This window comes from Empedobacter sedimenti, assembly GCF_030005555.1.
Classification (GTDB): Bacteria; Bacteroidota; Bacteroidia; order Flavobacteriales; family Weeksellaceae; genus Empedobacter; species Empedobacter sedimenti.
Map to the genome: position 1 here is coordinate 36119 of NZ_JASCQG010000001.1, position 22140 is coordinate 58258.

Annotated in this window: 21 protein-coding genes; 15 read left to right on the plus strand and 6 right to left on the minus strand. The window is 33.6% G+C overall.

Features of this window, described 5'->3' with window-relative positions; translation table 11 throughout:
• Positions 1-15 precede the first annotated feature (15 nt).
• Positions 16-2211 (plus strand): B12-binding domain-containing radical SAM protein, encoded by a 2196-nt coding sequence (locus QHG34_RS00150; RefSeq protein ID WP_282628048.1) that lies wholly within the window; start codon positions 16-18, stop codon positions 2209-2211.
• Positions 2212-2409: 198 nt separating this feature from the next.
• Here QHG34_RS00150 and QHG34_RS00155 read toward each other — a convergent pair whose 3' ends face one another.
• The 6 genes from QHG34_RS00155 to QHG34_RS00180 form a co-directional block, all read right to left on the minus strand.
• Positions 2410-3042 (minus strand): hypothetical protein, encoded by a 633-nt coding sequence (locus QHG34_RS00155; protein ID WP_282628049.1) that lies wholly within the window; start codon positions 3040-3042, stop codon positions 2410-2412.
• A gap of 163 nt (positions 3043-3205) precedes the next feature.
• Complete coding sequence (locus tag QHG34_RS00160; RefSeq protein ID WP_282628050.1) at positions 3206-3787, minus strand: hypothetical protein; 582 nt, start codon at positions 3785-3787, stop codon at positions 3206-3208.
• A gap of 1 nt (position 3788) precedes the next feature.
• The gene (locus QHG34_RS00165; RefSeq protein ID WP_282628051.1) at positions 3789-4460 is read right to left on the minus strand and encodes a hypothetical protein; all 672 of its coding nucleotides are present in this window, start codon (positions 4458-4460) and stop codon (positions 3789-3791) included.
• Positions 4461-4666: 206 nt separating this feature from the next.
• Positions 4667-5527, minus strand: coding sequence for a hypothetical protein (locus QHG34_RS00170; protein ID WP_282628052.1), 861 nt, complete (start codon positions 5525-5527; stop codon positions 4667-4669).
• Positions 5528-5538: 11 nt separating this feature from the next.
• Positions 5539-6357, minus strand: coding sequence for a hypothetical protein (locus tag QHG34_RS00175; RefSeq protein ID WP_282628053.1), 819 nt, complete (start codon positions 6355-6357; stop codon positions 5539-5541).
• Positions 6358-6373: 16 nt separating this feature from the next.
• Positions 6374-7198, minus strand: coding sequence for a hypothetical protein (locus tag QHG34_RS00180; RefSeq protein ID WP_282628054.1), 825 nt, complete (start codon positions 7196-7198; stop codon positions 6374-6376).
• A gap of 521 nt (positions 7199-7719) precedes the next feature.
• Here QHG34_RS00180 and QHG34_RS00185 point away from each other — a divergent pair.
• The 14 genes from QHG34_RS00185 (at position 7720) to QHG34_RS00250 (ending at position 22133) form a co-directional block, all read left to right on the plus strand.
• Positions 7720-8877 carry a homogentisate 1,2-dioxygenase gene (locus tag QHG34_RS00185; RefSeq protein WP_282628055.1) on the plus strand — a complete coding sequence of 386 codons (1158 nt, stop codon included), beginning with the start codon at positions 7720-7722 and terminating at the stop codon, positions 8875-8877.
• 150 nt (positions 8878-9027) lie between these two features.
• Positions 9028-10158 carry a 4-hydroxyphenylpyruvate dioxygenase gene (gene hppD, locus QHG34_RS00190; RefSeq protein WP_282628056.1) on the plus strand — a complete coding sequence of 377 codons (1131 nt, stop codon included), beginning with the start codon at positions 9028-9030 and terminating at the stop codon, positions 10156-10158.
• 113 nt (positions 10159-10271) lie between these two features.
• The gene (locus tag QHG34_RS00195; protein WP_282628057.1) at positions 10272-11090 is read left to right on the plus strand and encodes a phosphatase PAP2 family protein; all 819 of its coding nucleotides are present in this window, start codon (positions 10272-10274) and stop codon (positions 11088-11090) included.
• A gap of 111 nt (positions 11091-11201) precedes the next feature.
• Entirely contained in the window at positions 11202-12461 is a 1260-nt protein-coding gene (locus tag QHG34_RS00200) for a dihydrolipoamide acetyltransferase family protein (RefSeq protein ID WP_282628058.1), read from the plus strand.
• Between the two features lie 5 nt (positions 12462-12466).
• Entirely contained in the window at positions 12467-14521 is a 2055-nt protein-coding gene (locus QHG34_RS00205; protein ID WP_282628059.1) for an alpha-ketoacid dehydrogenase subunit alpha/beta, read from the plus strand.
• Positions 14522-14638: 117 nt separating this feature from the next.
• A complete protein-coding gene (locus QHG34_RS00210) occupies positions 14639-15976 on the plus strand; it encodes a phenylacetate--CoA ligase family protein (RefSeq protein ID WP_282628060.1) in 1338 nt (445 codons plus the stop codon).
• Between the two features lie 5 nt (positions 15977-15981).
• Positions 15982-16554, plus strand: a complete 573-nt coding sequence (locus QHG34_RS00215) for a TetR/AcrR family transcriptional regulator (protein WP_282628061.1) — start codon at positions 15982-15984, stop codon at positions 16552-16554.
• 1 nt (position 16555) lies between these two features.
• A complete protein-coding gene (gene paaE, locus QHG34_RS00220) occupies positions 16556-17638 on the plus strand; it encodes a 1,2-phenylacetyl-CoA epoxidase subunit PaaE (protein WP_282628062.1) in 1083 nt (360 codons plus the stop codon).
• Between the two features lie 22 nt (positions 17639-17660).
• A complete protein-coding gene (gene paaA, locus QHG34_RS00225; protein ID WP_282628063.1) occupies positions 17661-18626 on the plus strand; it encodes a 1,2-phenylacetyl-CoA epoxidase subunit PaaA in 966 nt (321 codons plus the stop codon).
• Between the two features lie 4 nt (positions 18627-18630).
• Positions 18631-18918 carry a 1,2-phenylacetyl-CoA epoxidase subunit PaaB gene (gene paaB, locus QHG34_RS00230; RefSeq protein ID WP_038335709.1) on the plus strand — a complete coding sequence of 96 codons (288 nt, stop codon included), beginning with the start codon at positions 18631-18633 and terminating at the stop codon, positions 18916-18918.
• Between the two features lie 3 nt (positions 18919-18921).
• Positions 18922-19698, plus strand: coding sequence for a 1,2-phenylacetyl-CoA epoxidase subunit PaaC (paaC, locus tag QHG34_RS00235; RefSeq protein ID WP_282628064.1), 777 nt, complete (start codon positions 18922-18924; stop codon positions 19696-19698).
• Positions 19692-20180 (plus strand): 1,2-phenylacetyl-CoA epoxidase subunit PaaD, encoded by a 489-nt coding sequence (gene paaD / locus QHG34_RS00240; RefSeq protein WP_125350273.1) that lies wholly within the window; start codon positions 19692-19694, stop codon positions 20178-20180. The genes paaC and paaD overlap by 7 nt, the downstream gene beginning before the upstream one ends.
• A 6-nt stretch (positions 20181-20186) precedes the next feature.
• Complete coding sequence (locus tag QHG34_RS00245; RefSeq protein ID WP_282628065.1) at positions 20187-20972, plus strand: enoyl-CoA hydratase-related protein; 786 nt, start codon at positions 20187-20189, stop codon at positions 20970-20972.
• A 3-nt stretch (positions 20973-20975) separates the two neighbouring features.
• Positions 20976-22133, plus strand: coding sequence for a 3-hydroxyacyl-CoA dehydrogenase NAD-binding domain-containing protein (locus QHG34_RS00250; RefSeq protein WP_282628066.1), 1158 nt, complete (start codon positions 20976-20978; stop codon positions 22131-22133).
• Positions 22134-22140 lie beyond the last annotated feature (7 nt).

Below are 22140 nucleotides of genomic sequence, written 5' to 3' on the forward strand. Positions count from 1 at the left end.
AACAAATTTCAACGATTGAAAACGGATCTTTTATTAATCACACCACCTTTTACGCAATTAAATACACCATATCCTGGAACAGTTTACTTAAAAGGATTTCTAAACACACTTTCATATTCAACTTTTCAAGCTGATTTAGGTTTAGATGTTATCTTACAATTGTTTTCAAGAAAAGGTTTAGTTAATTTATTTGAATTTATTCAAAATCAAGAAATTGAATTAGGTGATAATAGTAAAAGAATGGTGTTGTTAAGCGATGAATATATCGCGACTATTGATCCAGTTATTCGATTTCTACAAGGTAAAAATTCTACCTTAGCAGATTCTATTATTCAAGATGGATATTTACCAGAAGCTTCTCGTTTTGCAGAGGTTGAAGATTTGGAATGGGCTTTTGGCTCGATGTCTTTTCAAGATAAAGCGAAACATTTAGCAACTTTATATTTAGAAGATTTATCGGATTTAATTATTGAAGCGGTTGACGAAAATTTTGGTTTTTCTCGTTATGCAGAACGTTTGGGAAGATCGGCGAATTCTTTTGATGAATTGTATCAAGAATTACAAAAAGAGTCAACTTATATTGATAAAATTACACTTTCGGAATTAGAGAAATTAATTCAGAAAACGAATCCAAAAATGATTGGTTTTTCGGTTCCTTTTCCAGGAAATTTATATTCGGCTTTTCGTTGTGCGCAATATATTAAAGCAAATTATCCTGAAATTGTTGTGGATATGGGTGGAGGTTTTCCAAATACAGAATTACGATCTTTAAGCGATCCACGAGTATTTGAGTTTTTTGATTTTATTACATTGGATGATGGCGAAGCACCGACAGAACAGTTGCTAAAATACATCAATCAAGAAGTTGAAATTTCAGAATTGAAAAGAACGTTTGCACTTCAAAATCAACAAGTTTCTTATATCAACAATCAAACTGTTCGCGATTATAAATTTAGCGAAGTTGGAACGCCAGATTATACGGACATCAAATTAGATCAATATATTTCTGTCATCGAAGTGGTTAATCCAATGCATCGTTTGTGGAGTGATGGACGTTGGAACAAGCTGACTATGGCGCATGGTTGTTATTGGGGAAAATGTACGTTTTGTGATATTTCGTTAGATTATATTAAGATTTATGAACCAATTGCGGCAAAACAAATTGTAGACAGAATGGAAGAGTTGATTGAAACAACTCAAAATACAGGTTTCCATTTTGTTGATGAAGCTGCTCCACCAGCATTAATGAGAGAAGTTGCGTTAGAAATTCTTCGAAGAAAATTGACCGTAACATGGTGGACAAATATCAGATTCGAGAAAAGTTTTACCTACGATTTGTGCCGATTATTAAAAGCTTCGGGCTGTATTGCGGTCTCTGGAGGATTGGAAGTAGCTTCGGATCGATTATTAAAATTGATTGATAAAGGTGTAACAGTGGAGCAAGTTGCCGTTGTAAATCGAAATTTTACCGAAGCTAGAATTATGGTGCATGCATATTTGATGTATGGTTTTCCGACACAAACGAAGCAAGAAACGATTGATAGTTTGGAAATGGTTCGTCAAATGTTTGAACTTGGAATTCTTCAATCAGGATTTTGGCATCAATTTGCAATGACAGCACATAGTCCAGTTGGGTTGAATCCAGAGAAATTTCAAGTGATTAATCATAGTACTGAATTAGGTACTTTTGCGAATAATGATATGATTCACGAAGAAAAATCAGGCTTAATTCATGATCAATTTTCGTATGGATTAAAGAAATCATTGTTTAATTATATGCACGGCGTTGGTTTTGAATTATCGCTGAATGAATGGTTTGATTTTAAAGTTCCGAGAACATCAATTCAGTCAAATTATATCGAAACAGTACTGAATAACGAAACTTTTGTAACGCATAAACCAACGCAAAAAGTAGTTTGGTTAGGAGGGAAGCCTCAAATAGAATTTGTTACGAAAACCAAAAAAGGGAAGACTTTTGAGAATGCTGTTTTACAGTTTCATACCAAACAAGATTATCTTGAAATTGTTGTGGACAAAGAGATTGGCGAATGGTTGATTGATTTTGTTCAATACTTGAAAGAAAGTCCAAAAGCAATTTCATATCAACAAATGAAACAAAGTTTTGAAGAAAAAATACAAATTGATTTTGAGATTTTTATCTATTCAAAACAAGCCGAAAAATTAAAAGAAACAGCTTTGCTGATTGTATAAAACATAAAAACCTTGATAATTCAAGGTTTTTTATCAATAAAACCGTCAATTCGAGTGAAATTCTTATAGAATTTCGTATCGAGAATAAGGTTTTAGAAGTTAAAATTTATCTTAGTTCTCGATACAATTTTTATTCATTTCATTTCTAAAAATCACTCGAACTGACGAATTTTAATTCAAATTGAAAATTCTTTATGATTAATTTTTGTCAAATGATTTTAAAGAACCATCAGCATTAAACATTCCTGTATAATTTCCTCTTGTACCTTGTACGTTTGCCATCCATCTTAGTTCGCCTGTAGCTGGATTCATCGCATAATAAAGTGCTCCCAAAGGTTGCGCTCCTTCAATATCTTTTGATTTTGCTTCAACTTGTTTGTTGATGTTTGCAACCGTTTCAAATTTGATATCTTTTAGCGGGAAAACATTGTCATCCATACTTCCTCCACCAGAAATTTGAACTGGTTGTGGCTCTTGCCATTTTCCGTTTTGGAACAAATAATCATCTACGTTTTCTGGTTTCGTAGGATCTTGAATTGCTAATTTAATTCTACCATCGCCATAAAAATAAACTTGTTGAAATACTTTGATATCTTTTCCTTTGAATTTTGGTAATTCTTTCAATTCCTTCTCAGCTTTATTTAATAAAGCAACGTCATTTAATAAATTTCCGCTTGTTGTAGCTTCTCCAGAGTCAACATCTTCTGTCGTTTCGTTGTCACTTTTTGCTTCAACATTTTCCGTATCAGTTTCTGTAGCTTTTTTGTCATCTTTACAAGAAGTAAAAACTAAGGCAGAGATTGCTAAAATTGCAAATAAATTCTTTTTCATAATGTTTGTGTTTTTATACTTACAAATTTAGTTTGCCAAATTGCATCAAACAATCACTGAAAATAGGGAGTTTATGAGGTGTGATGATTATTCAAAATCCATATTAATAGTAAAGCATAATAGATTGAAAAAAAATCAGCGAAGTTTTTCGCTGATTTATATTTTAGAAAGGAAATAGGCTTGTTCTATCTTCTGATGCTACAATATTTTTTCGAATGAATAATACGTCAACAAAATCAGATTTTTCTTTTACACCATTAATATCTCCCCAAATAACCCACTTTTTTATACTTGGATTAACTCTTAATTGCCAAGAATGTAAATGTAATTGATTAAAAACATTTTGTATGGCGTTAATTTCTGAAAATGAAAACCCAACGTTTGAAAGAAATGCTTCCCATTTATCTGAAGACATTTGAGTATCAAAACCATTACCATTACTTGGATAATCGCTTATTTTGTATCTTTTTATAACAAACATGGCAGTTGAATTATCATCAGCTGTAAAATTTGCGGTAGCATTATTTGGAACTAAATTAGCTTTGGTAGTTTTTCCTATGACATTCTGAGTTGAACTTGCAACAGGATAAGAATCTAAAGTACTTTTGGCAGATAAAATCCTAATTCTCATAGTACCATTATCATCAATAGATTCTGTCGGTGAACTTGTGTTAATACCAGCTTGTCCAAATGCAAAGCTAAAAAGACCAGAAAATATTATGCAAATTGTAAGTGTTTTTTTCATACTATTGAGATCTATTTTCAGCTGCAACATAATCAGATTTAATAAACAGAACATCTACATAAGCCTGTTCCTGTAAATTAATAATATCACCAATAATTTTCCAAGTTCCAGCAGTATCACCTTTTAAACGGTAATTAAAATAATCGTTTTGAGCAAATTGTTGATGTGTTTGATCAGAAGAAGTTAAGAACTTAAAACTGATATTAGAAATCATAGCCTGCCATTTACTTACATCCATACCTGTATCTCCATTGAAAATACCTGGTGTTGTTCCACCTACATAGTTTGGATGGTAGCGTCCTACTAATCCACCAATATTATCATATAATAGAAAACGTTTTACAACAAAAAACGCTTCAGAAGTATTTGTTGTGTTGAATGTAGATCCTGTAGCACTATTCGGAACAAAAGTTTCATTTACCGCTTTTCCTAAAACTCCATTTGCATCTACAACTAATGGAGATTTAGCAACAAATAACTGATCAGCAGTAGCAGATGCTGTTCCTGATGGAGTAGTGCGGATGCCTATTGTGCCATCATCTGGTAAACTTCTTACTCTTGCTGTTCCATTTACATCTAATGTTTCAGTAGGTGTTGTTATGTTAATACCTACTTGTGCATATGAAATAGAAGAGAAAAATAATAAATATAAAAGGTTAGATTTCTTAAGCATATTTTTTGTTTTAAAAAGCATTATAAGTTTATTGCTAAATTAGTTTAAATTTAATGAATGAGTTAATTATTTAGAGTTATTGTCAAGTTTATTAATTCTTTAACAAATAAGACTATTGAAATAATTCTGAAATTAAATCAATAGTCTGAAATTGTTTATTTTAGTTAGGTATAGATAGTGAAAGAGAATGATTTTCTCGTTTTATTTTATAATGGATTTGCATAAAAATAATTTTCCCAATTAGATGTATTGAATATCCATTTTTTCCCCACAAAATTTGTTCCGTTATAAGTGTAATTTTCGTCATTTTTATTTTCTATCATTAAGTAAAGTGTAAGAGTATCTACATTTACCTGAATTATATTAGATCCACTTATGAAATTGTTAGATCCACCAACATAATAGACTTCATTATTTGAGTTGACTGTTCTATATTTAGCACTTCCATGAATAAGTCCTGCATAAGAAGTATTATTTTGTGCTGTTCCAAGATTATCAAATCCATTGTTTTGAAGCCCTGTATTTGAAGTAGATATTTTCATATGTACCCAATCTCCGTGTTGATAAGAGATTGTTGAACGAAATGTTAATCCCATATTTACCATCCAGACCCCTTTTGTTAAAGTAATTTGGACATTACTATATTTGAAACCTCCAGAATTATCAGATTCTAAAGCGATTCCTGCTCCAGAACTTGTTTTATTAAATATGCCAGTTTGTACTTTTTTAATTGAATTTGGTAGTTGCCAGCTTCCTCTTCCTTCAGCATCACTAACTAATATCTTTCCAGTAGCCTCGTTACCATCTACAATTTTTATTGCACCATTTGTTGTTCCATTATTAATCTCGAATCGAGTTGTAGGATTAGTTGTACCTATGCCTACAAATCCGTTATCAGTGATTACAAAATCATCAGTTTGCTGTGAAACCGAAGGAGATGATGTTGTTGGGTTATTTTTAATTCCATCAACATGAAACTTTGCTTGTGGATTTGTTGTGTTCACTCCAACCTGAGCAAAAGTTGTTATAGAAATAATAGATAAAAAAAATGTTATATGTTTTTTCATAGTTTTAGGTATTAGTTGATAGGTATTGCGTAGAAGAAGTTTTCCCAATAATCTGATGCTGTATAAAATTTTTGCCCAGTAGTACCTGTAGCTAAATTTTCGATTAATAAATAAATGGTCGTCTCAGGATCAGTTACTTCAATTACACTTGATCCTGTAACAAAATTATCATTGTCTGGATAAGTTCCATCACTATAGGCATCTCTAAATCCGTGTAGTTGTCCAGCAAAAGCAGTACTTGTACCTGCAGGTCCTAAATGAGTAAAACCAGTTTGGGTGATAGATGTTTTGTTTGATGATAAATACATATGTACCCAAACAATAGAACCAATTGCAATTTTAGATTTTAAAGTCATACCTGTATTGATAATCCATTTTCCTTTCGACAATTTTATTTCAGCATTTGTAAATTTGTATCCTCCATTATTATCTGAAGAGGTCCAAATAGGGTTGTTATTACTATCTCTTAAGAAAACTCCTTTAGCAACATTCTTAAAAGTTGCTGGAGTTTGCCATGTTCCGATACCTTGACTATCACTAATCAATATTTTTCCATCTCCTTGTGTTCCATCTACAATTTTAATTGCTCCAGTTGTTGTATTATTAATTTCTACTCGGGTAGTTGGTTCAGTAATTCCAATTCCAAGTCTGCCATCTTTTGTAATTACAAGATCATCTAATTGTTGTGCTGAAGTAGGTTTACCTGTAGCAGGATTATTCTTCTGACCGTCAATATGCACTAATTGTTGTGGATTATTTGTGTTAATACCGAGTTGCGCTGATAAAGAATAAGTAATTATTAGTAAAGTAAAAGCTATATATTTTTTCATAAGATTTAATTTGAGGTTATTCAACAGGAAAAGCATAAAAATAATTTTCTAATGCATCTGTACCAAATGTGTAATGAACAACACGATTCCCATTATCTTCTGGCAGTGAGTTTGAATTATCAAAAATGATGTACAACGTAATTTTATCATTGGTAACATCTATTAAAGATGATCCACTCAAAAAATTAGAACCTTGATGTGCATAAGGATTTGTAGGCGAAGTTGGGTTACCAAAAATTGTATTTGCGTAACTTGTGTTCACGCCAGCTAGTCCTAAATGAGTAAACCCACTTTGTTGAATTGCTGTTTTTGATGTAGATAAATAGGCATGTAGCCAATATCTATCACCATTTGGCATATTTGTTCTCAAGGTTAAACCTGAATTAATAATCCATCTACCTTTAGTTAATTCAATACTTACTTGAGAGTATTTATAATTTCCAATCCCATCTGATACGACATCAATTTTAGGATTTGGGAAAATACCTAATGATATTTTTTTGAATGAATTTGGCATTTGCCATGTTGCTAAGCCATCTGCATCGCTCATCAAAACTTTTCCATCACCTTCAGTTCCGTCTACAATTTTAATAGCACCGTTAGTTGTTCCGTTATTAATATCCAATCTATTGGTTGGATTTATAGTTCCAGTTCCAAAATTATTAGAGTTAATAATAACATCATTCAACTGTTGGTTTACATTAATTGCTGTCGTTGCATCTTTAGGATTGTCTTTTTTTCCATCAACATGGAAACTTCCCTTTGGATATGATGTTTCAACACCAACTTGCGCAAATACAATTGGTGTTGTAACAATCATAAGAAGTACAATTTTTTTCATAAGTTTAGGTTGGTTAGAATCGATTCCCATAAAAATGTATCTCGATTAAGTTTAGACGAAAGTAGATTTCATTTTTAACATAATAAAATAAACTAGTAATGATTTGGTAGTGAATCATAAATTAATATTATCGAATATATTATTGTTTTTCAGTAATTTACTCTTTTGTATTTCGGAATTTTAAATTTATTTTTCTTTCTAGTTAATAATGATTTTTTAGTTAGAAATACATATGTTTTTGAGTTGAGATTAGATTGTTTTTTTATTGATTTAACGAAAGAATTTATTTTGTATTAGGTACATTCCAAAAAATGTTTCTATATTTGAAATAGCCACAGAAAAGAAATGCAAGCAATTAAAGAAAATATTAAACCTTTATTTGTTGGAATGAATAAGCAAACTTCTGCTTTACTTTCCAAAATTGTATTTGCTCAATATTCTCACTAGAATATTGCAGATTATTTGTTGACGACTCTCGTCATCTATCTACCTTTTCATCAAAATAACAAACAAAATACGATATGCCACTTTATCATCATTTGGGAGAATTCCCACAAAAGCGACATACGGTATTCCGAAAACCAAATGGAGAATTATATGCAGAAGAATTAGTTTCTACGCATGGATTTTCGAGTACGTATTCCAATGTTTATCACTGTTATCCGCCAACTTTAGTAAAAGCGATTAGCGAACCTTATTCGGTAGAGCCAAAAATTGCTCGCGCAAAACATTTAAAACATACATCTTTAAAAGGTTTCAAAGTAAAACCAACCAAAGATTATTTAGAATCTCGTGTACCAGTTTTGGTTAACAATGATTTGCATATTTCATTGGCTGCACCACAAGAATCAATGACGGATTATTTCTACAAAAATTCGATGGCGGATGAAGTAATTTTCATACACGAAGGTTCTGGAGTTCTGAAAACAGGTTATGGACAAATTGAATTTAAATATGGAGACTATTTAGTGATTCCTCGTGGAATTATTTATCAACTACATTTCAATGATTCAAATAACCGTTTATTTATTACAGAATCTTTTAGCCCAGTTGAAACGCCTCGTCGTTATCGCAATCATTTTGGACAACTAATGGAACATTCGCCTTTTTGCGAACGTGATATTAAACGCCCTCAAAATCTTGAAACCAATGATGAACACGGAGATTTCAAGATTATGATTAAAAAAGAAGGATTGATTTATCCATATGTTTATGGAACTCATCCTTTTGATTTTGTTGGTTGGGATGGTTATCATTATCCTTGGGCTTTTTCTATTCATAATTTCGAGCCAATTACAGGGCGTATTCATCAGCCACCACCTGTTCATCAAACTTTTGAAGGTGCAGGATTTGTGATTTGTAGTTTTGTCCCACGTCTTTTTGATTATCATCCAAATGCTATTCCAGCGCCTTATAACCATAGTAATGTAGATTCTGATGAGATTTTATATTATGTGGATGGAGATTTTATGTCAAGAAAATCGGTTGAGAAAGGACAAATTACGCTGCATCCAGCAGGAATTCCGCATGGACCGCATCCAGGAACAGTTGAAAAATCGATTGGAGCAAAAGAAACACATGAATTAGCTGTGATGATTGATCCTTTCAGACCATTAATGTTAACGGAACAAGCGTTAGAAATAGAAGATCCAGATTATTATAAATCTTGGCTTTATTAAGAGATTTTAATTTTGTTCTAAGTTCGTTGTCATTCTGAGCTTGTCGAAGAATCTAAGAAAATGAAAAGTTAAAATAATTGTCATTCCGACGTTAGGAGGAATCTCACAAAACTTTATACATCATACATAAAAATAAAAAACACAATAAAAATGAGTACACAAACATTTGCAGAAAAAATAGCATTAGCACAAGATTTTCTTCCAATTAATGGAACAGATTATATCGAGTTTTATGTTGGTAATGCAAAACAATCTGCACATTTCTACAAAACAGCTTTCGGATTTCAGGAAGTTGCATATGCAGGCCCAGAAACAGGGGTGAGAGATAGAGCTTCTTATGTTTTGCAACAAGGGAAAATTCGTTTGGTATTAACTTCTGGTTTGAAATCAGATTCTCCAATTTGTCAACATGCAATGAAACATGGTGATGGAGTTAAAATTTTAGCACTTTGGGTGGATGATGCGTACGATGCTTTTGAGCAAACAACAAAACGTGGAGGAAAACCATATATGGAGCCAACTACGATTACAGATGAGTTTGGTGAAGTAAAAATGTCTGGAATTTACACATATGGTGAAACGGTACATATGTTTATTGAGCGTAAGAATTATAAAGGTCCTTTTATGCCAGGTTATGTGAAGTCTGAATCAACATATCAACCAACAGATTGTGGTTTATTGTATGTAGATCATTGTGTTGGTAATGTAGGTTGGAATCGAATGAACGAGGCAGTTGCTTGGTATCAAGATGTTATGGGATTTGTAAATATTTTATCGTTTGATGACAAACAAATCAATACAGAATATTCGGCATTAATGTCGAAAGTGATGAGTAACGGAAATGGTTATTCAAAATTTCCAATTAATGAGCCAGCAGAAGGTCAAAGAAAATCTCAAGTTGAAGAATATTTAGATTTTTATGAAGGAGAAGGTGTACAGCATATAGCAGTTGCAACAAAGGATATTGTGAAAACTGTAACAGAACTTAAATCTCGCGGAGTTGAGTTTTTATCTGCGCCACCAGAGGCTTATTACGATATGATTCCAGAACGTGTTGGTGAAATTGATGAGGATATCAAGAAATTACAAGATTTAGGAATTTTGGTTGATTGTGATGAAGAAGGTTATTTGTTACAAATTTTTACAAAACCAGTTGAAGATCGTCCAACATTATTCTACGAAATTATTGAGCGTCATGGAGCACAATCGTTTGGAGCTGGTAATTTCAAAGCATTGTTCGAAGCTTTAGAAAGAGAACAAGAACGTCGAGGAAACTTATAAATCGATATATTTTAAAAGCCATTGGATTATTTCTAATGGCTTTTTTCTTAATCAAATCTTAAGTTTTGTTTATGGAGGTTTCAAATACATTTGTTCTATAAATTATATGACAAATGAATCTCTTAAAAACTAAAACCATTATCTCTACCTGCATACTTGTTTCATGTATTTCAATACATGTAAAAGCTCAAGATTCAATTCAAAGAATAGCAAGTGATTCTGTGCAGATAGATTCAATTTCAAAACAAAGCTTCAATCCAGAAGATAAAGTCTATCATTTTAAAGCAAAAAAACTAATTGTACCAGCTGCTTTAATTACATACGGAAGTTTGAGTTTGGTCATCCCTGCTTTGGATGATTTAAATAAATCTACTCAAAACGAAATTTTGGAAGATAAAACCAAAGGAAATCGTTTTGATAATTATACACAATATTTGCCTGCTGCAGCGGTCTATGGATTAAATTTAGCAGGTGTAAAAGGAAAACATAATTTAAGAGATCGAACAATAATTTTTGCAACTTCTCAAATCATCAATACAAGTTTGGTGATGGGGCTGAAGCACACTGTACAAGAAGAAAGACCCGATGGAACAAACAATCTTTCTTTTCCTTCTGGACATACGGCAAATGCGTTTTCTACGGCTCAATTTATGTTTCGAGAGTACCAAGATTCTAATTTTTGGTTGAGTTTAGCTGGGTATCCAATTGCTGCATTTACGGGTGTTTATCGAGTTATCAATAATCGTCATTGGGTTGGAGATGTAGTTGCTGGAGCGGGAATTGGAATTTTATCTACAGAGTTGGCGTATTGGCTATTTCCTACGATTAACAATTGGTTTTCTCCAAAAAGTAAAGAATCAAAAGTGGCGACTATGGTTTTTCCTGTGTATCAGAATAATCAAGCGGGAGTTGGTTTAGTGATGAGATTTTAAAATGATTATTTTTCATTAAAAGAACATTTTAATAAAATACTTTTAACTAACATTCATTAGTTTTTACAAAAATTCACTATCTTCAACGCATTAAAACTGCAAAACAAAGAAATGAAGAATATAGAACTAACGATTCCTAAGTTGGGAGAAAGTGTTGAGTCTGTACAATTGGTTCGTTTTACAAAAAACGTTGGTGATTTCATTAATGAAGATGAAGTAATTGCCGAAGTTTCGACCGATAAAGTAGATTCTGATGTGCCTTCTACAATTGCTGGAAAAATTATTGAGTTTAGATTTAATGAAGGAGATGAAATCAAAATCGGAGAAGTTTTTGCTATAATCGAGCCTTCAGGAAATCAACAACAATCAGCTCAAAAAACTGAAAATGTTGAAGAGAAAAAGATTGAAACTGTTACAACTTCACAAACTATAAATTCAATCGATACAAATCAATTTTTATCACCTTTGGTAAAAAGTATTATTCAGAAAGAAAATCTTCAATCAACAGATGTTTCACAAATAAAAGGTTCTGGTCGTGATGGAAGAATTTCTAAAAATGATGTATTAAATTATATTCAAAATAAATCATTTACATCTAATAATTCAAGTAATACTTTAAGTGAAAATAATGTAGTTTCAAGTTCTTCTTTTGGAGCGAAAGATGAAATCATTGAGATGGATAAAATGCGTCAATTGATTTCGAAACACATGAAAAAGAGTAAACAAACTTCACCTCATGTGACGGCTTATGTAGAACCTGATGTGACGAATTTTGTGAAATGGCGCGAAGAAAATAAAGCTGCTTTTGAAGCAAAATACAAACAAAAATTAACGTTTACGCCGTTAATTGTAGATTGTGTTGTTCGTGCAATTAAAGATTTCCCAATGATTAATGTATCAGTTGATGAGACTGAGACTAAAATAATCAAACACAATGAGATAAATATTGGTATTGCAACGGCTTTACCAAACAATAATTTGATTGTTCCAGTCATTCATCAAGCCAATGAATTAAATTTAGAAGGTTTGGCAAAAGGCGTAAATTCTATTGTAGATAAAGCGAGAAACAATAAACTTTCTCCAGATGATGTCCGTGGAGGAACGTTCACAATTAGTAATGTGGGGACTTTTGGTAATTTGATGGGAACGCCAATTATCAATCAACCTGAAGTGGCAATTTTAGCGACTGGTGTAATTAAGAAGAAACCTGCGGTTTTAGAGACTGAATTTGGAGATATTATCGTAGCAAGACAATTTATGTATTTGTCACTTTCGTTTGATCATCGTGTGATAGACGGATCTTTGGGAGGAGTTTTCTTGAAAAGAATTTCAGATTACATGGAGAATTGGGATGTTAACACACAAATTTAATCAGAATGGAAATCACACAATCAACAACAACATTACTTAAACAAGCATACGAATTATTGGGTACAGCAAAAGCTTTAACCGAATTATACGAAGAAAATAAAGCCGTTGCAAGCAAATATGTACACGCAACTTCGCGTGGACACGAGGCAATTCAAATTGCAACAGGATTACAATTATTACCACAAGATTACTTAAGCGCATATTACCGTGATGATGCCATGTTATTATCAATCGGAATTACGCCTTACGAATTGATGTTGCAATTATTAGCAAAGCGCGAAGATATTTTTTCTGGAGGAAGAACCTATTATTCTCATCCAAGTTTGCGTCGTGATAATATGCCGAAAATTCCGCATCAAAGTAGTGCAACAGGAATGCAAGCGATTCCAACAACTGGAATTGCAATGGGAATGCAATACAAAGAATTAGAAGGTCTTTGTGACGAAGAAATAAAACCAATTGCGGTTTGTTCGTTAGGAGATGCGTCTTGTACAGAAGGTGAGGTGGCTGAAGCTTTCCAAATGGCAGCTTTGAAACAATTACCAATTTTATATTTGGTTCAAGATAATGAATGGGATATTTCGGCTTCGGCAGATGAAATTCGTGCGCAGGATATCGCTCATTATGCGAAAGGTTTCAATGGTTTGGAAGTTTTTGTGGTTGATGGAACAGACTTCTTGGCTTCTTATGAAACGATTCAACGTGCAATTGAGATTATTCGTACAGAACGTCGTCCGATTTTGGTTCATGCAAAAGTTCCTTTATTGAATCATCATACATCTGGTGTTCGCAAAGAATGGTATAGAGATGATTTGGAGGAAGCGCAATCTCGTGATCCTTACGATAAATTAAAGAATACATTATTAAATGATGGTTTCGATGAAAATGATTTAATCGAAATTGAGAATAAGATAAAAGAACAAGTTCAGGCTGAATATCAAGAAGCATTAAAAGCAGAAGATCCTCGTCCTGAAGATTTATATACGCATGTTTTTGCGCTAACACCTATAACGGAAGAAAAAGGGAATCGTTCGCCAGAAGGAAAAGATAAAACAGTGATGGTGGATTCGGCATTGTTTGCGATTCGCGAATTGATGGCAGAACATCCAGAAGCTTTATTATATGGACAAGATGTTGGGTTGCGTTTGGGTGGAGTTTTTCGTGAAGCGGCAACTTTAGCAAAACAATATGGTAAAAATCGTGTATTTAATACACCGATTCAAGAAGCATTTATAATCGGATCTACAGTTGGAATGTCTGCAGTAGGTTTAAAACCAATAGTTGAGGTGCAATTTGCCGATTATATTTGGCCAGGTCTTAATCAGTTGTTTACAGAAGTGGCACGTTCTAATTATTTATCAAACGGTAAATGGCCAGTTTCGATGATTTTACGTGTGCCAATTGGTGCGTACGGAAGCGGAGGACCTTATCATTCAAGTTCGGTTGAGAGTGTTTTGACGAATATTAAAGGAATCAAGATTGCTTATCCATCTACTGGAGCGGATTTGAAAGGTTTGATGAAAGCAGCGTATTACGATCCAAATCCTGTGGTGGTGCTAGAGCATAAAGGGTTGTATTGGAGTAAAATAAAAGGAACAGAAGATGCAGCGACAGTTGAACCAGACGAAGATTATGTGTTACCTTTCGGTAAAGCACGTGAAGTTTTAATGGTTGAATCTTCTCAAAATCATAATTCTGTAACGATTATTACTTATGGAATGGGTGTGTATTGGGCGAAGCAAGCGGCTAAGGATTTTCCTAATCAAGTCGAAATTATAGATTTACGAACGTTAGTTCCGTTAGATGAGGAAGCAATCTTTAATAGTGTAAAAAAACACAATCGTTGTATTGTCTTAACAGAGGAAGCGAAGCAAAACTCTTTTGCACAGAGCATTGCAGGTTTAATTAATGAAGAATGTTTTGAGTATTTAGATGCACCAATTCGTGTGTTAGGAGCGCAAGATATGCCGGCAATTCCATTAAATTCGGTTTTGGAAGCAGAAATGTTACCAAATGCAGAGAAGTTAAAGTTGTTGATTAATAATGTTTTATCTTATTAATTAGTGAGATAGTTAATTATGATTGTAAATTTTACACTAAAAAAACTAACGTTTGTTAGTTTATGTTAATTTTTTGATTAAATTTGTTATTATCAAAAATCAAAATCTGCAAAAATTATGATATTTAATCCCGAGATAGAACAAATGCCAATTGAAAAATTGCGCGTTCTTCAAAACGAAAGACTTCAAAATATGTTACAAAAAGTGTACAAAAATGTACCTTTTTACAAAGAAGCATTTGATACAGCTGGAATCAAACCAGAAGATATCAATGGAGTTGAAGATTTACACAAGCTACCTTTCACCAAAAAAACACATTTAAGAGAGAACTATCCATTCGGATTATTTGCAGAACCAAAGAGTAATGTAATCCGTTTACATTGTTCAAGCGGTACAACAGGAAAACCAACTGTTGTAGGCTATACCAAAAATGACATCGAATTATTTTCAGAAGTAGTAGCGCGTTCTTTAGCAGCTTCTGGATGCGAACCAGGAATGACATTACAAAATGCCTATGGTTATGGTTTATTTACAGGTGGTTTGGGATTACACTATGGAGCAGAGAAATTAGGAATGACAGTTGTTCCTATTTCAGGCGGAAATACGGAGAAACAAATCATGTTGTTGAAGGATTTTCAAGCTGATGCGATTTGTGCAACGCCTTCGTATGCATTAACAGTAGCAGAGGAAATCAAGAAAAGAGGAGAATCGTTAGATAATTTTAATTTAAAGTTTGCGATTTTAGGATCAGAACCTTGGTCAGAAGCGTTACGTCAAGAAGTAGAAGGAAGTTTAAATATCAAAGCTTCCAATATTTATGGATTGAGCGAAATTATCGGCCCTGGTGTATCTAACGAAGATTACGAAGAGCAAGGAACAGGATCTTACATTTGGGAAGATCATTTCTTTCCAGAAATTGTAGACGAAAAAACAGGTGAACCTGTACCATATGGACAACCTGGTGTATTAGTGATTACAACGTTAACAAAAGAAGCTTTACCGTTGGTACGTTATTGGACGGGAGATATTACAACCCTTACATACGAACATTCTAAGAAAAGAACACATATCAAAATGGGACCAATCATTGGTCGTGCTGATGATATGATGATTATTAGAGGTGTAAATTTCTTCCACACGCAAATCGCTGATTTTATTCCAGAATTTCCAGAGTTATCGCCAAATTATCAAGTAGTTTTAACAAAACCTAAAAATATGGATGCTGTAGAAGTTGGATTTGAAATTAATCCTGACTATTTTGCAAGCCAAGGTTTATCTTGTGATAATTTGAACGACGAATCTAATCTTGCATGTTGTAAATTACTTTCTAACATTCATAAAAAAATTAGAGACAATATCGGATTAGGAATGAATGTCAAATTGTATCAAGTAGATGAACTTCCGAAAAGTGAAGGAGGTAAATTAAACCGAATCATCGATAACAGACATTTATAAAATATATGCCTAAACAAAGTAAAAAAGAACTGATTATTCAAGAAGCTGCATTAATCTTTAAACAAAAAGGTTATTCGGCAACATCAATGCGTGAGCTAGCAGAAAAGGTCGGAATGGAAGCCGCAAGTTTATACAATCACATTCGTTCGAAGGACGAAATTTTAGAAGAGATTTGTTTTAAAGTTGCCAATCAATATGTTTCGCACATTAGTTCTATTGAAGATACAAATGAGTCAAATGTTCAGAAATTGAGAGATTTAATTCAATTGCACGTCAGAATGATCATTGCTGAGCCAAACGAAGTTTCTGTAGCAAATAACGACTGGAAAAATCTTTCGGATACGAAAAAAGAGTTGTACAAAACAATTCGAAAAGGATACGAAAAAAGAATCGCCAATCTTATCAAAGCAGGAATTGCGGCAGGCGAATTTAAAGACTTGAATGTTTCGGTTGCTTTATTTACTTTATTATCATCATTACGTTGGATAGAATTGTGGTACAAACCAGGGAGAGATATCTCACCAGAACAATTAGAAAATGACTTAATGACACTATTAATTAACGGATTTCAAAAATAATATGGCTATAAATTTTCACCAATTACGCGTTAAAAATGTAAAAAAGGAAACACCAGATTGTGTATCCGTTACATTTGAAGTGCCAGAAGAATTAAACCAAGAATTCAAATTCAAACATGGTCAATATTTAACGTTTAAGAATCTTCACAATAATGAAGAAATTAGACGTTCTTACTCAATTTGTTCAAGTCCTTTGGATAATGAATTAAGAGTTGCTGTAAAGAAAATTGAGGATGGAATTTTCTCGACATTTGTTAACGATACAATCAAAGTTGGCGATGTTCTTGATGTAATGACTCCACAAGGTAATTTCTTTACAGAAGTACATGAAGACAACAAAAAATTATATGTAGGAATTGTAGCGGGATCAGGAATTACACCTGTACTTTCTATCATCAAAACAGTCCTACAAACAGAGCCTAACAGCCAATTTGTGCTGATTTATGGAAACAGAAACAAAGGATCGATTATTTTTAAAGAAGAAATTGAAGCATTAAAAAATAAATATATGGAACGCATCAGCGTTTACAATATTTTGAGTCGCGAAACGGCTGATGCTGAGATTTTGAGTGGTCGTATTGATAAAGCAAAAATTGAATATTTCTTGCAAAATATCATCGATCCAAAAGAAGTAAGCGAAGTTTTCCTTTGTGGACCAGAAGATATGATTTTAAGCGGTCGTGACGCTTTTGTAGAAGCAGGAGTTGATGCAAAACATTTGCATTTCGAATTATTCTATAGTGCATCTGCAGAAGCGAAAAAGGTAGAGCGTCAAAAAGCTGTAAAACAATCAGATGACACAATGAGTAAAGTAACCATCAAATTAGATGCAACAGCTTTACAAATCGATTTGGGTTACAATGGCGACACAATCTTAGATGCGGCTTTACAAAACGGAGCTGATTTACCTTATGCTTGTAAAGGTGGTGTTTGTGCAACTTGTAAGTGTAAAGTAGAGAAGGGTGAGGTAGAAATGGACATCAACTACTCACTTGAGCCAGATGAATTAGAAAGAGGATTTGTATTAGCTTGTCAAGCGCATCCTCGTTCTGCTGAAGTCGTGGTAGATTTTGATGCCAAATAATCAACTTTAAAAACTTTTAGAAATGAGTGCAAAAGAAATTGATTTTCAAGAAATCTTTGATAATAAGATTGAAAATGAAGTTCGTATCGAACCAAAAGATTGGATGCCAGACGCATACCGCAAAACATTAATCAGACAAATCTCTCAACACGCTCACTCAGAAATTGTTGGGATGTTACCAGAAGCAAACTGGATTACAAGAGCGCCTTCGTTAAATAGAAAGAAAATTTTGTTAGCGAAAGTTCAAGACGAAGCTGGGCACGGATTATACTTATATTGTGCTGCTGAAACGTTAGGAACAAGCCGTATCCAAACTTTAAATGATTTACATTCAGGTAAAGCAAAATATTCATCAATCTTCAATTATCCAACCCTTACTTGGGCAGATATCGGAATGATTGGTTGGTTGGTAGATGGAGCTGCGATTTTGAATCAAGTTCCGTTATGTAGAACTTCTTACGGACCTTATGCTCGCGCAATGGTACGTGTTTGTAAAGAAGAATCTTTCCACCAAAGACAAGGTTACGAAGCATTAGTGGTATTATCAAAAGGAACACCAGAACAAAAAGCGATGTTGCAAGATGCAATGAATCGTTGGTGGTGGCCTACATTAATGATGTTTGGGCCAAAGGATGAAGAATCATCAAACTCAGAATTATCAATGAAATGGAGAATCAAACGTTTCTCAAATGACGAATTACGTCAACGTTTCGTGGATATTTCTATTCCTCAAGCTGAATATTTAGGATTAACTATTCCAGATCCAGATCTAAAATTCAACGAAGAAACAGGTCATTACGAATTCGGAGAAATTGATTGGGAAGAATTCTGGAATGTTGTGAAAGGAAACGGTAAATGTAACAAACAACGTTTGGATGCTCGCCGTAACGCACACAACGAAGGAGCTTGGGTTCGTGACGCTGCAACAGCTTACCACGAAAAAAGAAAACAAAGAGAATTAGAAAAAGAACAACGCAAAAACGCATAAAAAGATGGAAAATAGAGATTGGCCTTTATGGGAAGTATTCATTAGAAGTAAACAAGGGTTAGACCACAAACACGTTGGGAGCTTACATGCTGCTGATGCTACAATGGCGCTAGAAAATGCACGTGATGTTTATACACGTCGTTTAGAAGGTGTAAGTATTTGGGTGGTAGAATCTGCTAATATTCATGCTTCTAATCCTGATGAAGCAGAACAATTTTTTGATCCTGCAGAAGACAAAGTTTATCGTCATCCAACTTTTTATGATGTACCAGAAGAAATTAAAAACATGTAATTTATGACAAGTACAGTTTATCAAAACAATCAAAATTACATCGATTTTATCTTGCATTTAGCGGATACAAATCTGATTTTGGCACAACGTTTATGCGAATGGTGTGGTCATGGTCCAATTTTAGAACAAGACATTGCAATGTCTAATATGGCGTTGGATTTATTAGGTCAAACTTCTAATTATTATGACTATGCGGCTGAAATGATCGGGAATGGAGCAACTGAAGATACGTTAGCAATGTTACGTGAAGAGCGTGAATACAAAAACTTATTGTTAGTTGAATTACCAAACGGACATTTCGGAGATACGGTTGCACGTCAGTTCTTTTACGATTCTTACCACGCGTTATTGTTAGAGCAATTCTTGAAAGTGAAAGATCTTAAATTACAAGCTATCGCTGAAAAGTCATTGAAAGAGGTGAAATATCACTTAAAATGGTCATCAGAATGGATGATTCGTTTAGGAGACGGAACACAAGAATCTCACGATAAAATTCAGGAAGCTGTAAACAATATTTTACCTTATGTAAAAGAAGCGTTTTTATTAGCGCCTTACCAAAAAGCTTTAGTTGAAGAAGGATTAATTTCAAGTCCAGAAGAATTTCAAGCAACGTGGTTAGCAAATGTAAAAGCAATTTTAGACGAAGCGACAATCGAAGCTGATGTAGAAAATGCTTTTGTACAAAAAGGAGGTAAAGAAGGTGTTCATACTGAGCATTTAGGATTTATCTTAACAGATTTACAATATTTACAAAGAACTTATCCAAATTCGCAATGGTAACCGAAAAAGAAATTTGGCAATACATGGAGGAAGTCGCTGATCCAGAAATTCCTGTGATTAGTGTAATCGATCTTGGTGTTGTGCGTAAAATTGAATTAATTGATCAAGAAAGTGTCAACGTTACAATTACGCCAACGTATTCGGGATGTCCTGCTATGAGTGCAATTTCAATTTCTGTTCGTTTAAAATTAATCGAAAAAGGATTCAAAAATATCAATGTCATTAATCAGTTGAGTCCTTCGTGGTCAACTGATTGGATGACAGAAGAAGGAAAGCAAAAAATGAAGGCTTATGGAATTGCACCGCCAACCAAAAATCCTTCGTCTGATGCGCTTTTTTCGGATGAACAAAATGTAGAATGTCCACAATGTGGCTCTACGGATACCAGACTTATCAGTCAATTTGGTTCTACGGCCTGCAAAGCTATGTATCAATGCAATAGTTGCCACGAACCATTTGATTATTTCAAATGTCATCACTAAAAAATTATGGAAAATTCAACATCAATCCTATACACACAAGAGGGAGGAATTGCTACGATTACGTTGAATCGTCCTTCTGTTTTTAATAGTTTTAATCAGGAAATGATTAAATCTCTTCAACATCAGTTGGATGTTGCAGCTCAAGATGTTTCTGTTCGTGCAGTAGTTTTAACTGGAACGGGAAAAGCATTCTGCGCTGGTCAAGATTTAGGCGAAGTTTTAGAAGAAAAAGAAATCGACTTTAATAAAATCGTTCAAGAAAATTACAATCCATTGGTTCTTAAAATTAGAAACATGGACAAACCAGTTGTTGCTGCTGTAAACGGTGTTGCTGCCGGTGCGGGAGCAAATTTAGCTTTGGCTTGTGACATTGTTGTCGCGAAAGAATCGACAAATTTTATTCAAGCTTTTTCTAAAATTGGTTTAATCCCAGATTGTGGAGGAACTTATTTCTTACCTCGTTTAATTGGACTGCAAAAAGCAACTGCTTTGATGATGCTTGCTGATAAAGTTTCGGCTGCTCAAGCAAAAGAAATCGGAATGATTTATGAGTTTTTTGCTGATGATATTTTCGATGCTGAAGTTGCAAAGATTGCTGATAAATTAGCCAATCTTCCAACAAAAGGTTTGGCTTATACAAAGAAATTATTGAATCAAACATTTAATAATTCAATCGAAGAACAATTAATTCAAGAAGGATTATTTCAAGCTAAATCAGGGAATACATCAGATTATCAAGAAGGTGTAGACGCGTTTATCGAGAAAAGAAATCCAGTTTTTAAAGGCGAGTAAGAAATGAAAAAAATAGGAATTATTGGTGGTGGAGCAATGGGTTCTGGAATTGCGCAAGTATTTGCTCAATCTGGTCATTCTGTTGTTTTATATGACACAAATAAAGAAGCTTTAGATCGTTCAAAACAAAACTTAGCGAAGACTTTCGAGAAGTTAGTGGTGAAAGAAAAATATACTGCTGAAAAATCACAAGAAATTCAAAATAATATCGAATATGCAGATAGCTTATCAGCTTTTGCATCTATCGATTTGATGATTGAAGCAATTATTGAAAACTTAGATATAAAAAAATCAGTTTTCAAACAAGTGGAAGAAATCGTTTCTGACGAATGTATTTTAGCGTCAAACACTTCTTCGTTATCAATCGCATCAATCGCATCTGCTTGTACTAAACCAGAACGTGTAATAGGAATTCATTTTTTCAATCCAGCACCATTAATGGCATTGGTAGAAATTATTCCAGCCGTACAAACACGCGAAGATTTAGCAAAAGAAGTAAAAGCATTAATTCAATCTGTTGGTAAATTACCTGTAATCACAAAAGATACACCAGGATTTATTGTAAATCGTGTTGCTCGTCCATTCTACAGCGAATCTATTCGTTTATTAGAAGAAGGCGTTGCTGATGCAGAAACAATCGATTTTGCGATGACTTCTGTTGGTGGTTTCCGTATGGGACCTTTCGAATTGATGGATTTTATTGGACATGATGTCAATTATCGTGTAACAGAATCGGTTTTCGAATCATTCTTTTATGATCCAAGATTTAAACCATCTTTCTCTCAAAAACGCTTATTCGAAGCTGGATATTACGGACGTAAATCTGGTCGCGGATTTTACAATTATGCAGAAGGAGTGGAGAAAAAAGCACCATCTCAAGATCAAGCTTTATTAGAAAAAATCTACAAACGCGTTTTAGTGATGTTAATCAACGAAGCAGCTGATGCTTTATTTTTAAACATTGCAAATCGTGAAGATTTGGATACGGCGATGACAAAAGGGGTGAATTACCCTAAAGGATTATTGAAATGGGCAGATGAATATGGTCTTGAAAATGTACAAAACGATTTAGATGAATTGTACAATTATTATCACGAAGATCGTTACCGTTTAAGTCCAATTATTAGAAATTTCGTCAAAGAAAACAAAACATTCTACTAAAAATTAT